General features: G+C 58.5%; 11 protein-coding genes and 1 tRNA gene. 9 read left to right on the top strand and 3 right to left on the bottom strand.

Annotated features, from left to right (window positions below; translation table 11 throughout):
- Positions 1-183 precede the first annotated feature (183 nt).
- The 4 genes from rpsO to CUN63_RS08300 all read left to right on the top strand — a co-directional run bounded on the left by rpsO (position 184) and on the right by CUN63_RS08300 (position 3410).
- Complete coding sequence (gene rpsO, locus CUN63_RS08315; RefSeq protein ID WP_003176135.1) at positions 184-453, top strand: 30S ribosomal protein S15; 270 nt, start codon at positions 184-186, stop codon at positions 451-453.
- 197 nt (positions 454-650) lie between these two features.
- A complete protein-coding gene (pnp, locus tag CUN63_RS08310) occupies positions 651-2756 on the top strand; it encodes a polyribonucleotide nucleotidyltransferase (RefSeq protein ID WP_007942868.1) in 2106 nt (701 codons plus the stop codon).
- Between the two features lie 139 nt (positions 2757-2895).
- Positions 2896-2968 (top strand) — tRNA-Thr (locus tag CUN63_RS08305).
- A gap of 136 nt (positions 2969-3104) precedes the next feature.
- Complete coding sequence (locus tag CUN63_RS08300) at positions 3105-3410, top strand: DUF6388 family protein (protein ID WP_129438595.1); 306 nt, start codon at positions 3105-3107, stop codon at positions 3408-3410.
- 114 nt (positions 3411-3524) lie between these two features.
- On the opposite strand, the gene nadC is transcribed toward CUN63_RS08300, so the two are convergent.
- Complete coding sequence (nadC, locus tag CUN63_RS08290; RefSeq protein ID WP_129438593.1) at positions 3525-4373, bottom strand: carboxylating nicotinate-nucleotide diphosphorylase; 849 nt, start codon at positions 4371-4373, stop codon at positions 3525-3527.
- Between the two features lie 283 nt (positions 4374-4656).
- Here nadC and CUN63_RS08285 point away from each other — a divergent pair, with 283 nt between their 5' ends.
- The 5 genes from CUN63_RS08285 to CUN63_RS08265 all read left to right on the top strand — a co-directional run bounded on the left by CUN63_RS08285 (position 4657) and on the right by CUN63_RS08265 (position 11277).
- Complete coding sequence (locus CUN63_RS08285) at positions 4657-6867, top strand: DUF1631 domain-containing protein (protein ID WP_129438591.1); 2211 nt, start codon at positions 4657-4659, stop codon at positions 6865-6867.
- A 64-nt stretch (positions 6868-6931) separates the two neighbouring features.
- Entirely contained in the window at positions 6932-7492 is a 561-nt protein-coding gene (gene ampD / locus CUN63_RS08280) for a 1,6-anhydro-N-acetylmuramyl-L-alanine amidase AmpD (protein WP_129438589.1), read from the top strand.
- Positions 7489-8325, top strand: coding sequence for a regulatory signaling modulator protein AmpE (gene ampE, locus CUN63_RS08275; RefSeq protein ID WP_129438587.1), 837 nt, complete (start codon positions 7489-7491; stop codon positions 8323-8325). Before ampD ends, ampE begins: the two co-directional genes overlap by 4 nt.
- Before the next feature lie 286 nt (positions 8326-8611).
- Complete coding sequence (locus CUN63_RS08270; protein WP_129438585.1) at positions 8612-10642, top strand: methyl-accepting chemotaxis protein; 2031 nt, start codon at positions 8612-8614, stop codon at positions 10640-10642.
- Positions 10643-10887: 245 nt separating this feature from the next.
- The gene (locus tag CUN63_RS08265) at positions 10888-11277 is read left to right on the top strand and encodes a hypothetical protein (protein ID WP_129438583.1); all 390 of its coding nucleotides are present in this window, start codon (positions 10888-10890) and stop codon (positions 11275-11277) included.
- Here CUN63_RS08265 and CUN63_RS08260 read toward each other — a convergent pair whose 3' ends face one another.
- Together CUN63_RS08260 and cra are read right to left on the bottom strand one after the other, a co-directional pair.
- Positions 11278-12054: a TatD family hydrolase gene (locus CUN63_RS08260; RefSeq protein WP_129438581.1), complete on the bottom strand. Its 777-nt coding sequence runs from the start codon at positions 12052-12054 to the stop codon at positions 11278-11280.
- A gap of 3 nt (positions 12055-12057) precedes the next feature.
- Positions 12058-13053, bottom strand: coding sequence for a catabolite repressor/activator (cra, locus tag CUN63_RS08255; RefSeq protein ID WP_129438579.1), 996 nt, complete (start codon positions 13051-13053; stop codon positions 12058-12060).
- Positions 13054-13341: the final 288 nt, after the last annotated feature.

The following is a 13341-nucleotide window of genomic DNA, read 5'->3' as shown; positions in this document are numbered from 1 at the left end:
TGTCAATGAGCATTCCGAGCCTGTTTTTGACGCAGGATTACCGAGCGCAGTAGCTTTTGCACAAACTGGGACGAGGGTGGCTGTTAACAGGCACGGTCACTACTCATTTTTAGATACAGGGATTTGTCCCTGGCCTGTTGAAGCTGTTTCTTTGAAACAGTTTCCTGATAAAAGGATTGCCTCATGGCTCTCGACGTTCAAGAAAAAGCTCAAATCGTAGCTGACTACCAGCAAGCTGTTGGTGACACTGGTTCGCCAGAAGTGCAAGTTGCACTGCTGACCCACAACATCAACAAGCTGCAAGGTCACTTCAAGGCCAACGGTAAAGATCACCACTCCCGTCGTGGTCTGATCCGCATGGTAAACCAGCGTCGTAAGCTGCTGGACTACCTGAAAGGCAAGGATCTGGGTCGTTACCAGGCTCTGATCGGTCGCCTGGGTCTGCGTCGCTAATAAGCGATTGCGCTAGAGGTTGGTTGTCTGTCGTACGTCAGTGGGTTTCCCGCTGGCGCATGGCAGGCTCCCAGCCTCAAGTTTTATCTGGATACCTGCTTTACCTGGACAATGACAGTCGGGCCGATTCCCGGCGTTGCCCAAGAATTTCGCAAGAAGACAAGTTCCCCAAGAGCCACAAAAGAAGGTAGGACACCGTGAACCCGGTAATCAAAAAATTCCAGTTCGGTCAGTCGACCGTTACCCTCGAGACTGGCCGTATCGCCCGTCAGGCCTCCGGCGCAGTATTGGTCACCGTTGACGACGACGTCAGCGTATTGGTGACCGTAGTCGGTGCCAAACAAGCCGATCCAGGCAAGGGCTTCTTCCCTCTGTCCGTTCACTACCAGGAAAAGACTTACGCTGCCGGTAAGATCCCTGGCGGTTTCTTCAAGCGCGAAGGCCGTCCTTCCGAGAAAGAAACCCTGACTTCCCGACTGATCGACCGTCCGATCCGTCCGCTGTTCCCAGAAGGCTTCATGAACGAAGTGCAGGTTGTCTGCACCGTCGTTTCCACCAGCAAGAAAACCGATCCGGACATCGCTGCGATGATCGGTACCTCGGCTGCCCTGGCCATCTCCGGCATTCCTTTCGATGGTCCGATCGGCGCTGCCCGCGTTGCGTTCCACGAAAGCACCGGCTACCTGCTGAACCCGACTTACGAACAACAGAAAGCTTCGAGCCTGGACATGGTCGTTGCCGGTACTTCGGAAGCCGTTCTGATGGTTGAATCGGAAGCCAAAGAGCTGACTGAAGACCAGATGCTGGGCGCGGTACTGTTTGCTCACGACGAGTTCCAGGTTGTGATCAACGCCGTTAAAGAACTGGCCGCTGAAGCAGCCAAGCCAACCTGGACATGGGCTCCACAGCCAGAAGCCACCGCACTGCTGGGCGCTATCCGTGCCGAGTTCGGCGACGCGATCTCCCAGGCTTACACCATCACCATCAAGGCCGACCGTTACGCTCGCCTGGGTGAGTTGAAAGACCAGGTTGTTGCCAAGCTGTCCGGTGAAGAAGGCCAGCCTTCGTCCAGCGAAGTCAAAGCTGCTTTCGGCGAAATCGAATACCGCACCGTTCGCGAAAACATCGTAAACGGCAAGCCACGTATCGACGGCCGCGACACCAAGACCGTACGTCCTCTGAACATCGAAGTCGGTGTTCTGCCTAAGACTCACGGTTCGGCTCTGTTCACCCGTGGCGAAACCCAGGCTCTGGTTGTTGCAACACTGGGCACCGCCCGTGACGCACAACTGCTGGACACCCTGGAAGGCGAGAAAAAAGACCCGTTCATGCTGCACTACAACTTCCCTCCGTTCTCGGTAGGTGAGTGTGGCCGCATGGGTGGCGCTGGTCGTCGCGAAATCGGTCACGGCCGTCTGGCCCGTCGTTCGATTGCAGCCATGCTGCCTGCTGCCGACGTGTTCCCGTACACCATTCGTGTTGTGTCGGAAATCACCGAGTCCAACGGTTCGAGCTCCATGGCTTCGGTCTGCGGCGCTTCCCTGGCTCTGATGGATGCCGGCGTTCCGATGAAGGCACCGGTTGCCGGTATCGCCATGGGTCTGGTTAAAGAAGGCGAGAAGTTCGCCATCCTGACCGACATCCTGGGTGACGAAGATCACTTGGGCGACATGGACTTCAAAGTAGCGGGTACCGCCAAAGGTGTGACCGCGCTGCAGATGGACATCAAGATCAAAGGCATCACCGAAGAAATCATGGAGATCGCTCTGGGCCAAGCCCTGGAAGCGCGCCTGAACATCCTCGGTCAGATGAACCAGATCATTGGCCAGTCGCGTACCGAATTGTCGGAAAACGCTCCGACCATGATCGCGATGAAAATCGACACCGACAAAATCCGTGATGTCATCGGTAAAGGCGGCGCGACCATTCGTGCGATCTGTGAAGAGACCAAGGCTTCGATCGACATCGAAGACGACGGCTCGATCAAGATCTTCGGCGAAACCAAGGAAGCGGCTGAAGCAGCACGTCAGCGCGTTCTGGGTATCACCGCTGAAGCCGAAATCGGCAAGATCTACGTTGGTAAGGTTGAGCGCATCGTCGACTTCGGCGCATTCGTCAACATCCTGCCGGGCAAGGACGGTCTGGTCCACATCTCGATGTTGAGCGACGCTCGCGTAGAGAAAGTGACCGACATCCTGAAAGAAGGCCAGGAAGTGGAAGTTCTGGTACTGGACGTGGACAACCGCGGCCGTATCAAGCTGTCCATCAAAGACGTAGCAGCAGCCAAGGCTTCGGGCGTTTAATCACTCCCCACGCCTGACCGCTTCAACGTTATAAAAAATGCCCCGCAGTGAAAGCTGCGGGGCATTTTTTTGTCTGCAAAAAAATGAGACGAGTCATGAAGTTGCCTGACCCCAAAGTCAGTGCTAGGTTTAGCCCACTGCCCGTGTAGCTCAGTTGGTAGAGCAGCGCACTCGTAACGCGAAGGTCGCAGGTTCGATTCCTGTCTCGGGCACGAGCGACACGTTGTTTTCAGATGATCCCGAATGGTTCTGAAGGCCAGATAAACCGGGCTTCAAACGGTTTTTTGCGTCAGAGAGATCCTTGATGATCCAGATCCATCTTCCATTCCCCAGATCAAAGAGAACGCCATGACCGTTAAAGAATTGACCCAAGAAGCCAGACACGCAGAAGCACTGAAGAAGTACTTGCTGGATTCGCCCCAGCTAGCCGAAGAGATCAAGGACTTGCCCGCCGACGATCAGAAAGACCAGATCCAGTGGGCATTCGAGGATGAGGCAGAGTCTCAGGGCTTGCAGCCGTGGGAACTGACGCTCAAGTACACCTCAACCCCTGAAGAGTTCGAGGTTGCGCGCCTTGTTCTGCACAAGGAGGCTGCCGAGGTGTTGGGCGTCGAGTGGGAAGAGTACTGCGAGATGAATAATCTGGTGGTCTGAACTGTGGGAGCGAGCTTGCTCGCGAAGAGGGCGTGTCAGTCGACGTAATTGGCGCCTGACTCACCCCTTTCGCGAGCAGGCTCGCTCCCACATTTGGTACGGACGTTTTCTCGATCAAAGGCTCAGTCGCATCGACAGATCGACAGCCTTCACATCCTTGGTCATCGCACCAATCGAGATGTAATCCACCCCGGTTTCGGCGATCGGTAGCAGCGTGCTTTCGTTGATACCGCCGCTGGCCTCCAGTTTCGCCTTGCCGCCGTTCAGGCGCACGGCTTCGCGCATGTCATCCAGGCTCAACTCATCGAGCATAATGATGTCGGCACCGGCCGCCAGGGCTTCCTTCAGCTCCTCCAGGCTTTCCACTTCGATCTCCACCGGTTTGCCCGGGGCAATCTTGTGCGCGGCTTTGATGGCCTCCGGGATGCCACCGCAGGCGGCAATATGGTTTTCCTTGATCAGGAAGGCGTCGTACAGGCCGATGCGGTGGTTGTGGCAACCACCGCAGGTCACGGCGTACTTCTGCGCCAGACGCAGCCCCGGCAAGGTTTTACGGGTGTCGAGCAACTTCACCTGAGTCTCGGCAACGTAATCCGCCAGGTACTGCGCGCGCGTGGCCACGCCAGAAAGCAACTGCAGGAAGTTCAGTGCACTGCGTTCGCCCGTCAGTAGTGAGCGCGCCGGGCCTTCGAGGTGGAACAGCACCTGATTGGGTTTCACCCGCTCGCCATCGCGCACTTGCCAGTGCACCGCAACACGTGGGTCCAGCTGCCGAAACACTGCATCAACCCAGGCTGTGCCGCAGATGACGGCAGCGTCGCGGGTGATGATCGTGGCTTTGGCCAGGCGTTCGGCCGGGATCAGCTGTGCGGTGATGTCGCCGCTGCCGATGTCTTCGAGCAACGCACGGCGCACGTTGGCTTCGATTTCGGCGGTCAAATCGGCGAGACGTAGATTCGGCATAACGGACTCCACAAACAAAGTGGCCCGATTATAGGGCCATGGCGCTGGGCAACCCAAGGCGTCGGACGCGTTCCGATCACTCTGAAACCTGCATTTGGTCGATTCGCCTGAGCAATCGGCACTAAGTCAGCGTCTGCCATAAGCGTCTATTTCAATGGGGAACGCAGAGTCTGCTGGTAGAGGGGACATCTTTTGCAAGATAATCCGCCTTGCTTTTGACGTCATGACTTTGACGTGGATTTGGATTGACGACTTCGAAGACTCACCGTTTCAGGAGGCCTGAATGCACAACGACGGGAATGTAGTGCCTTTGCACAAGGTTGCTACCGACCAGGCGACTCACTCGCCGCTCGCCCGCCTGCCTGTGATTCTGCTTCAGGTTCGCGACAAGGCCGCTCAACAGCTCAGGCATGGTTTGCAGGAACTGTTCGATAACGCCGACGACACGCTGTTCGAAATGGCCGACCGGGCCCGCATTGACGTCGAACAGAACCTCTTCTTCGAAGCCATGCGCGACTTGCGCCTAAAGCGCAAAAACATCGAACGCGGCTTTCTCGAACAATTCTTCGCGGCTTTTGTCAGCCTCACCCAGTACGACATCACTCAGTCTGCCTTGCCCATGGCGTTGGTCTTCGACGATTCGGTGGCGATGCCCGATGACGACATGGAACGTAGCGTGGCGGTGGAGGCGATGGTCAGAAAAGTGCTGAACCGCGACGGATTCGCCCTGGACCAACTGACCGCCCGACTCAGCGCACTGCTGGGCAGGGAACTGCTCGATCAGCACAATCCCATGGGGCCGGCGATGCTCTGCGAGTACTTTTTGCAGGCCGGGCGCAACCTGGGGGTGGAGATCAAGGTCAAGCTGATCATCCTCAAACTGTTCGAGCGCTATGTGCTCAGGGATGCCAATCAGCTTTACGCCGAAGCCAATCAGTTGCTGATCGCCACCGGTGTTCTGCCTGACCTTAAGCCCGCCCCTGCGCGTCGGGTCACGGATCGTGCGACTGCCAGCGTTGGTACTGAACCCGCACAGGCCAACACTCGCGTCGGTGGCCCGCCGATCGACGACAGCGTGCAGGAAGTCTTCGCGGCGTTGCAGGAGTTGCTGTTTCACGTGCGTGGCAGTGTCGCGCCAACCCTGGAAGCCAGTGCCCTGACACAGCCGATTTCCACCCGTGACCTAATGCGGCTGCTCTCGCACTTGCAGCAATACGTGCCGGCGCCGGCAGCCCAGGACGACTTCGATCTGCGAAACCAGCTCGAACAGCTGCTGACCCGGGTCAGCGTCAAAAGTGGCAAGTCACGCGTGGTCGGGGTGGCTGACGAAGACGTGATCAACCTGAACGCCATGCTCTTCGAATGCATCCTCGATGACCGCAACCTGCCGGACTCGCTCAAGGCGTTGATCGGCCGCCTGCAGATCCCGATGCTGAAAGTGGCGGTGCTCGACAAGAGCTTCTTCAGCCGCAGCAGTCACCCGGCCCGGCGCCTGCTCAATGAAATCGCCACCGCAGCCATGGGCTGGGGTGAGTTCGATGACCATGAGCGCGACAGTCTGTATCTGCGCATCGAGCAAGTGGTGCAACGGTTGCTGAACGATTTTGTCGATGATCCGGCGGTCTTTTCCGAATTGTTGGCGGATTTTCTCGCCTTCACCAGCGATGAGCGCCGTCGCAGTGAGCTGCTGGAGCAACGTACCCGTGACGCCGAAGAAGGCCGCGCCAGGACTGAACTGGCCCGCCAGCGCGTCGAGCAGGTGCTGAATCAGGCCTTGTTAGGCAAAGTATTGCCGCAACGGGTGGTGGTGTTTGTCCAGGAAGCCTGGAGCCAGGTGCTGCTGCTGACCTGTCTCAAGCACGGCGATCAGTCGGCCGAGTGGCACGCCAATGTGCAGTCCATGGAGCAACTGATCTGGAGCGTGCAGCGTCATGATGAGGCTGATGCGAGTCTGCGCTTGTTGGCGCTGGTGCCTGGATTGCTCAAGTCGTTGCGCGACGGGCTGAACAGTTCGGCCTTCGATCCGTTCGCCACCAGCGAATTTTTCAGTGAGCTGGAAGCCTTGCACGTTCAACTGTTCGAACGTCCAGGGCAAAAGCTTGAACAGTCTCTCGATACTCCGGTAATGGTCCAAGTGCTGCAGGAAATCGTCCTGCGAACCGCGGACGAAGGGCCGGCCGAAACGGCGTCAGTTCGTTTACCGGAGGACGATGCCGGTTTGCTTCAGGTCGATCAACTGCGGTTGGGGTGCTGGGTCGAGTTTCAGGAAGACGAGGACAACACCCTTCGCTGCAAGCTGGCGGCGATCATTGAAGCCACCGGCAAGTACATTTTCGTCAATCGCACCGGGATGAAAGTGCTGGAGCGCAGCCGCACCGGTCTGGCGCTGGAATTGCGTCGTGGCGCGGTGCGCGCGCTGGACGACACCTTGCTGTTCGACCGGGCGCTGGAGTCGGTGATCGGCAATCTGCGTCGCCTCAATCGCGGCAAGTGATCGCGCCCCGAGGGTCTATCGCGGCATACTGGGCGCCTACACAGTCGTCGTTGAAGGAACCTGTATGCAGTTGGACCCCGCGAGCGGTTGGTGTCAGGGCGTAGATATTTGCCCCTCGCCCAACTTCAATGCGCGCCCCTCGGGCGAAATTTCCCTGCTGGTGATCCACAACATCAGTCTGCCACCAGCGCAGTTCGCTACCGGCAAGGTGCAGGAATTTTTCCAGAATCGTCTGGATGTCACGGAGCACCCTTACTTTGAAGGGATCGCCGACCTGCGAGTGTCTGCGCACTTTCTGATCGAACGTGACGGCACCGTCACTCAGTTTGTCTCTTGTCTTGAGCGTGCCTGGCATGCCGGCGTCTCGAGTTTCGAAGGGCGGGAAACCTGTAACGATTTTTCCTTGGGCATCGAACTTGAAGGCACGGATGATCTGCCGTTCACCGACGCTCAGTATCAAGCGTTGACGACCCTGACCCGGCAGCTGCAAAGCGTGTTCACGGCCATCACCGCACAGCGCATTTGCGGGCATAGCGACATTGCACCCGGGCGTAAAACCGATCCGGGGCCTGCGTTCGACTGGGCACGCTATCGGGCGGCCCTGGCAAAAGAGGAACAACAATGAGTTTTCTGGTGTTGCTGTTGGCGGTCTGGATCGAGAAGTTCTCGGCCCTGCGCCATCGGGTTCAGCGCGATGGTGGATGGGTTCGCGAGCTGAACAAGCTTGAGGTCAGTCCGCGTCTGGCGAAAAGTCCGTGGTTGATTTTGCTGATACTGGTGTTGTTGCCAGCGGCACTGCTGGGTTTGCTGCTACTGGTATTGGACCCGGTGGCTTACGGTCTGCTGGCGTTGCCGGTGCATCTGCTGGTGGTGATTTACAGTCTCGGCCGCGGTGATCTGCTGGCCGGTCTCGGGCCGTTTCGCGATGCCTGGCGCCGGGAAGACCTGCAAGCGGCCGCTCATGTAGCGGACCGCGATGTGGGTATCTGCGCCGATAGCGGTGAACAACTGCTGGAACGGGTCGAAGGGCATCTGCTGTGGGAGGCTTATCAGAGCTTTTTCGCGGTGATTTTCTGGTACTTCCTGCTGGGGCCGGTCGCGGCCCTGAGCTATCGACTGCTGGCCCTGGCCGAAGAACACGGGCAGAACCCGGCCGTGGTCGAGCGCGCGGCAAAACTGCGTCATGCGTTCGACTGGGTGCCGGTGCGTCTGCTGGCGGCGAGCTTTGCGTTGGTCGGCAACTTTGTCGCGGTGGGTCGCGTGATGGTGCACGAGCTGCTGAACTGGAACATCAGCGCCGCCCAATTGATCGAGAAGGTCGGGCTGGTGGCCGGTGAAATCCCGGCACCGGTGGTCGGGCCTGACGGCATCAACAGCCTCGACCGGATCTGGGAACTGCTGCTGCGCGCGGCGGTGCTCTGGTACGCCGGTTTCGCGCTGTGGACCGTCCTTCCGTAAGCACACTGGCCTCTGTAGCAGCTGGCGCAGCCTGCGTCCGGCTGCGCAGCAGTCGCCAACTCAGTCACCGCGGTTTGTCAGGCTCACCGCGTAATCAGGATTTACGACTGCTGCGCAGCCGAACGCAGGCTTCGCCAGCTGCTACAAGACCGCGTCCCCCCGTCGTTAACCTTAAGTTACAAAACCTCCCGCCGATTTGAGCTATACAGAGACAGCGCCGAATAGTGGCTATCTGCTCTCGACCCGCGCCTGCCAATAAAAATAAGAAATCAAAGGGAGACTTCCAGTGAAGAGCTTGCTCTATCCCGCCGTCGCGCTGATGAACCGCCTGAGCTTTGGCATGAAGTTCAGCCTGATCAGCGTGCTGTTCCTTGTGCCGATGCTGGTGACCAACTTCTATCTGGTGCGTGATTCTTATCGAGAATTCCAGGGCACCCGGGTCGAACTGCAAAGCCTCGACCTGCTGGGCAGTAGCCTGACGTTACGGCGCGATCTGGAAACCCTGAACAACCTGGTGCAGATCAACGTCACCCTTGGTCAGTCCGGCAAGGCCGGCAATGTCGAGTCACAGATCAGTACCCTGGGGCAAAGTGTGCTGACCCGTTTGCAAGCGCTGACGGCGATGACCGCGGACGCTGAGCAAATCATGGTTTTCGATGGCAAACGCGATGAAATGATCGCCGCGTTCAAGGCCCAGCAAACGGAAAACTCCCTGCAAAGCAAAAGCGCGATGATCGGCAAGTTGCTCGGCAACGCGCAAATTTTCAGCCAGATCATCGCCAGTCAGGCCGGCCTGAGCCGCGACACCCAGAGCGACATGCGCCAGCTGAGCGAACTCATTACCAATGTCACCCCGCCCGTGACCCAGCTTCTGGGCGAAGGCCGGGCGATGGGCTCTTTTTCGTTGGGGCAGGGCTTTCTCAATTCGGCATCAAGTACCCGTTTTGATGAGTTGCTGGCGCAGATCGAAAAACTGCACGCCGAATATGCCCTGAAGTTGCAGGACGCGCTGGGCTCCAGCAAAGCGGCACGGGAAACCCTGGCCACTCAGGCCGATAACAGCAAGGCATCGTTGAAAAAGGCCAGTGAACTGTTCGAAGAACAGGTGGTAATGGCCGACACGCTCGATGCGCCGTGGCAGGGCTTTTACGATCAGGTCACGGGCCTGATGGACCAGACGTACCAGCTCAACGAAGCCACCCTGAAGTTTCTCGGCACCCAGTTACAACAGCGACTGGAGCAGAACCGCACCCACATGGTCTTGCAGGCCGTGGCGTTGTCGGTGGTGTTTGTGCTGATTTTTTACCTTTACGGCGGCTTCTATGCCTCGACCCGCACCACCCTCAAGCGTCTTGGCGCGGTGATGGACAAGGTCGCGGCCGGCGACATGACGGTAACCTTCAGCGCCAACAGCCGCGATGAACTGGGCGAGTTGGGCGAGGTGTTCAACGGCACCGTGAAGAAAATCCATGATCTGATCGAGCGGGTCGGCCAGACCGTCACTGAGGTCGAGCGCCAGGCCGGGCAGGTGGAGAACGTTTCCGCCCAGAGTAACCAGGCGGTGGCGGGGCAGCGCACGCAGATCGAGCAGGTCGCCACGGCCATGAACCAGATGTCCGCCACGTCCCTTGAGGTTGCACGCAGTGCCGCGGCAGCGGTCAGCAGCGCTCATAGCGTCAATGACGAGACCATCAGCGGTCGCGGGCTGGTGGAATCCCAGCAGGGCAGCATCGCTGCACTGGCCAGTGAGATCGATCAGTCGGTGCTGGTGATCAATCAGCTGGCCAGCGACAGCCAGTCCATCAGCCGTGTGCTGGAGGTGATCAAGAGCATCGCCGAACAGACCAACCTCTTGGCCCTCAACGCGGCCATCGAAGCCGCTCGGGCCGGTGAGCAGGGCCGTGGTTTTGCGGTGGTGGCGGACGAGGTCCGGACCCTGGCCAAGCGCACCCAGCAATCGACCGAGGAAATCGAGCAGATGATCGCCAAGCTGCACAGTGGTGTCGGCGCTGCGGTGAAGGCGATGGGTACCAGTCATCAGATGGCCAACGGCACGGTGGGGCAGTCGGAAAAGGTTCAGCAAGCGCTGGAAAACATCCTCGGTGCCGTCGGCATGATCGTCGATCAGAATCAGCAAATTGCCGCTGCGGTAGAGCAGCAGACCGCCGTGGCCCATGACATCGACCAGAACATTGTCGAGATCAACCGCGCCGGTGAGCGTACCGCCGAAGGTGCACACCAGACCGAAGACGCCAGTCGTGCGTTGTCGGCCCAGGTGGTGGAGTTGAAGCAGCTGATCAGCGCGTTCCGGGTTTAAAGAACTCTGCGGCGCAAAAAAAATGTGGGAGCGGGCTTGCTCGCGAAAGCGGCCTGACAGGCGACATCTATGTTGAATGTTGATCAGCCTTCGCGAGCAAGCCCGCTCCCACAGGTATGTGTGCTCTGTCTGTAGTATTTGTTCCCTCTTCAGGTAGGCAATGTCCGGTTTTCCTCCGCCGTCTGGTTTTTGGTCTTCAATGTAGGAAGATTAATCACTTGGACCCGCCCTGAGGAGGCTCGGTTATGTCTGCTGCAACGATTGGAATCCAGGGTCATTGCGCTCATTGCGCGAGCACACTCCTGCTCAAACCCTGGCAACTCAACGCCATTGCGATCAACGAAGCGTTCGCATGTTCCCACTGCCAGAAAGCCTTGCAACTGAACGATCCGAAACAGATCAAGCGCTTCAAGTCCCTCGACTCCCTGGCATTACTGCGGGCGAGCACGTTGGTCATGGTTTGCACCGCGTTGCTGGTGGCGTTGGTGTTGGAGTGGATCGGGATGTTCAGCGTCGTGGAGCAGCTGAATTTTTCGCTGTTGGCGATTCTCGTCTATTTCGCCGTCATGCGGTTTGCCCGGCACCGGCTACACATGACGCTGACGCTGGAAGCCGCCAAGGCCTACGCCGACTGATTACCAGTTGAACAGCTCACAGGCATTGGCAGTGCTGGCATCGGCCAATTGTTCAGGGCTGATCGCCATGATCCCGGCCAATGCCGAGCAGATCGCCGGCAGATGCGCCGGGCTGTTGCGTTGTCCGGGGAACATGGCGGGCGCCATGTCCGGAGAATCGGTTTCCAGTACCACCGATTCAAGCGGCAATTCGGCAAGCACACGATGCATGCGTAACGCCTGAGGCCAGGTCGCGGCTCCGCCCAGGCCAAGTTTGAAACCGAGCTTGATGTATTCGCGGGCTTCTTCTTTGCTGCCGGCGAAGGCATGAATGATCCCCGCGCGTTTCAAGCGAAACCGTTTAAGCGTGGCAATCACCGCCGCGTGGCTGCGTCGCACATGAATCAGCGCGGGAAGATTGAAGTCCGCCGCCAGTTGTAGTTGCGCATCGAACAGTACCTGTTGACGTTCACGGTCCAGGGTTTCGATAAAGTAATCCAGACCGATCTCGCCCACCGCGCACAACTGTCGATGGCCCGCTAGACGGCTCAGCCAGTCGCCGAGTGCCGTCAGGTCTTCGGGACGATGATCATCCAGATACACCGGATGCAAACCGAACGCCGCATACAGATCGGGGTCGCTTTGCACCAGATCCCAGACGCGCTGCCAGTTGGCGTTGTAAACCCCCAGCACCACCATCCGCCGCACTCCGAGGGCGCGGCTCTCGGCCAACAACGCCGTGCGATCCTCGTCGAAGTCCGGAAAATCCAGATGAGTGTGGCTGTCGATCAGCTCCACGGTTCAGTCCTGGCGAATACGCTGCTTGAAGGTCCGCGCGATAGCCTGCACGCCGGGTCGGTAATCCGATTGCTCGATGGCGGCCAGGGCCAGTTCGAGGGCCTTGTCGACGATGAGTTGATGCTGCTGGGCCATGGCGTTGACCGGCAGCGGCAGGAAATCCAGCAGCTGCGTGTCGCCGAAGGTGCCGAGCCGCAGCGGGCGGGTTTTGAGCGGGAAGTCGTGCAAGGCATCGAATACGCCCTGAAGCAGCACGTAGGACGTGGTCACCAGCGCATCCGGCAAATGACCCAGACGCTGTAGCAGTTCTTCCATCAACTGTTTGCCGCACTCACGGCTGAATGACTCGCCGTGTTCGATCAGCACTTCGCCTTTGAACCCGGCCAACGCTTCTTTGAAACCGCCCGCACGCTCCTGGCTGATGCTCAATTCGGGGCGTGCGCCGATCAGTGCGATCTGCTTGGGCAGCGGGTCCAGTAGACTGCGGGTCAGTTGCAGGCTGGCCTCGCGGTCATCACTGATCACCGAACAGAAATGCTCAGACTCCATGACCCGGTCGATCGCGATGATCGGAATGCCCTTGGCCTGCAATTGGCGATAGCTGTCATCGCCGGCCGGCAGGCAACTGGCAACGATCAATGCATCGCAGCGCCGGGCCCGGAACAGTTTGAGCAATTGCCGTTCGCTGTCCGGTGCATCGTCGGAACTGGCGATCAGCAGCTGATAGCCGCGAGCCCGGGCGCCTTGTTCCAGCAGTTTGGCGATTCGTGCGTAACTGGGGTTTTCCAGGTCCGGCAGAATGAAACCCAGGGTTCGGGTATGCCGACTGCGCAGCCCGGCAGCCTGGGGATTGGGCGTAAAGCCATGTTGTTCGACGACCGCGCGCACGCGCTCGACGGTGGCACTGCTGATACGTTGTTGTTCTGCCTTGCCATTGATGACATAGCTGGCGGTGGTAACGGACACACCGGCCAACTGGGCGATATCACTGAGTTTCAACCCGGGTTTTCCTTGTTTTTTCGAGCTTGCCTCGACATTTTCGCCAATCCTACCCGATTAAGGCAGACGACCATTGTCGCAGCACATCCGACAATTGGACTTCAAGGATGAGACATTATCGAGTAACGTGCCAATCTTTCTAGATTAAACGTTTCAGCAGGCGTATTTTCTACGTTATAGGCTCCTTTGCCGGTTCTGCCGCGAAACCGCCAAAACTGCCCCTGAAAAGGTGTGCCTAAGCGCCTAAGCTGAATCATTCAAAACAATACCTGGCGTCACAAGGCGCCA

Origin of the sequence: Pseudomonas sp. ACM7, from assembly GCF_004136015.1 — a bacterium.
GTDB classification, from domain to species: domain Bacteria; phylum Pseudomonadota; class Gammaproteobacteria; order Pseudomonadales; family Pseudomonadaceae; genus Aquipseudomonas; species Aquipseudomonas frigoris.
Note: the sequence above shows the minus strand (reverse complement) of the source record. Positions and strands in the feature narration are given on the sequence as shown.

Excerpts from the sequence above, each read along its gene's own strand:
- rpsO (WP_003176135.1), top strand. The coding sequence starts at position 184 with ATGGCTCTCGACGTTCAAGAAAAAGCTCAAATCGTAGCTGACTACCAG.
- CUN63_RS08300 (WP_129438595.1), top strand. The coding sequence starts at position 3,105 with ATGACCGTTAAAGAATTGACCCAAGAAGCCAGACACGCAGAAGCACTG.
- nadC (WP_129438593.1), bottom strand. The coding sequence starts at position 4,373 with ATGCCGAATCTACGTCTCGCCGATTTGACCGCCGAAATCGAAGCCAAC.
- CUN63_RS08285 (WP_129438591.1), top strand. The coding sequence starts at position 4,657 with ATGCACAACGACGGGAATGTAGTGCCTTTGCACAAGGTTGCTACCGAC.
- ampD (WP_129438589.1), top strand. The coding sequence starts at position 6,932 with ATGCAGTTGGACCCCGCGAGCGGTTGGTGTCAGGGCGTAGATATTTGC.
- ampE (WP_129438587.1), top strand. The coding sequence starts at position 7,489 with ATGAGTTTTCTGGTGTTGCTGTTGGCGGTCTGGATCGAGAAGTTCTCG.
- CUN63_RS08265 (WP_129438583.1), top strand. The coding sequence starts at position 10,888 with ATGTCTGCTGCAACGATTGGAATCCAGGGTCATTGCGCTCATTGCGCG.